The organism is Corynebacterium sp. HMSC073D01 (assembly GCF_001815555.1).
GTDB lineage: Bacteria > Actinomycetota > Actinomycetes > Mycobacteriales > Mycobacteriaceae > Corynebacterium > Corynebacterium glucuronolyticum.
In genome coordinates, this window is the sequence record NZ_KV821081.1 from 1 (window position 1) to 396 (window position 396).

Here is a 396-nt window from a genome sequence, read left to right on the forward strand (position 1 = left end):
GATTTGGTTGGGTTGGTAGCGGCGGCCGGTGTCGATGTGGTGTTCGGCGATGATTTCTCCGGTTTCGGCGTTGGAGGTTACGGCGTGGGTGCCGTGGATGACGGTGAGTGTGGGGGTTGCTTCGTGTGCGCGTCCTATGCCTAGGTAGCGCATGTGGCCTGCGAATCGGAGGGTGATTCTTCCTGCTTTGTCTACTTTGTCGTGTCTGACGCGGTTGTCTTCTGTGACCAGTGGTTGTGGGCTGGCTTTGGGTAGTGTTGTGTATGCCTGGTGGGGTGTTTGTCGTCCGAGTGCCCTGTGGGGTCGTTCGTGGTTGTACCAGTGGCGAAATTCGTCGAGGAGTTTTTGCATGTCTTTGACGGTTTTTGCGGGTGGTCGTGCGCGGAGCCATTTTTT

At 56.8% G+C, this 396-nt stretch carries 1 protein-coding gene; it reads right to left on the reverse strand.

Annotation, left to right across the window (positions count from 1 at the left end; genetic code table 11):
• Window positions 1-396, reverse strand: a 396-nt coding sequence (locus HMPREF3044_RS13575) for an integrase core domain-containing protein (protein ID WP_141759690.1), incomplete at both ends; no start/stop codon positions are given.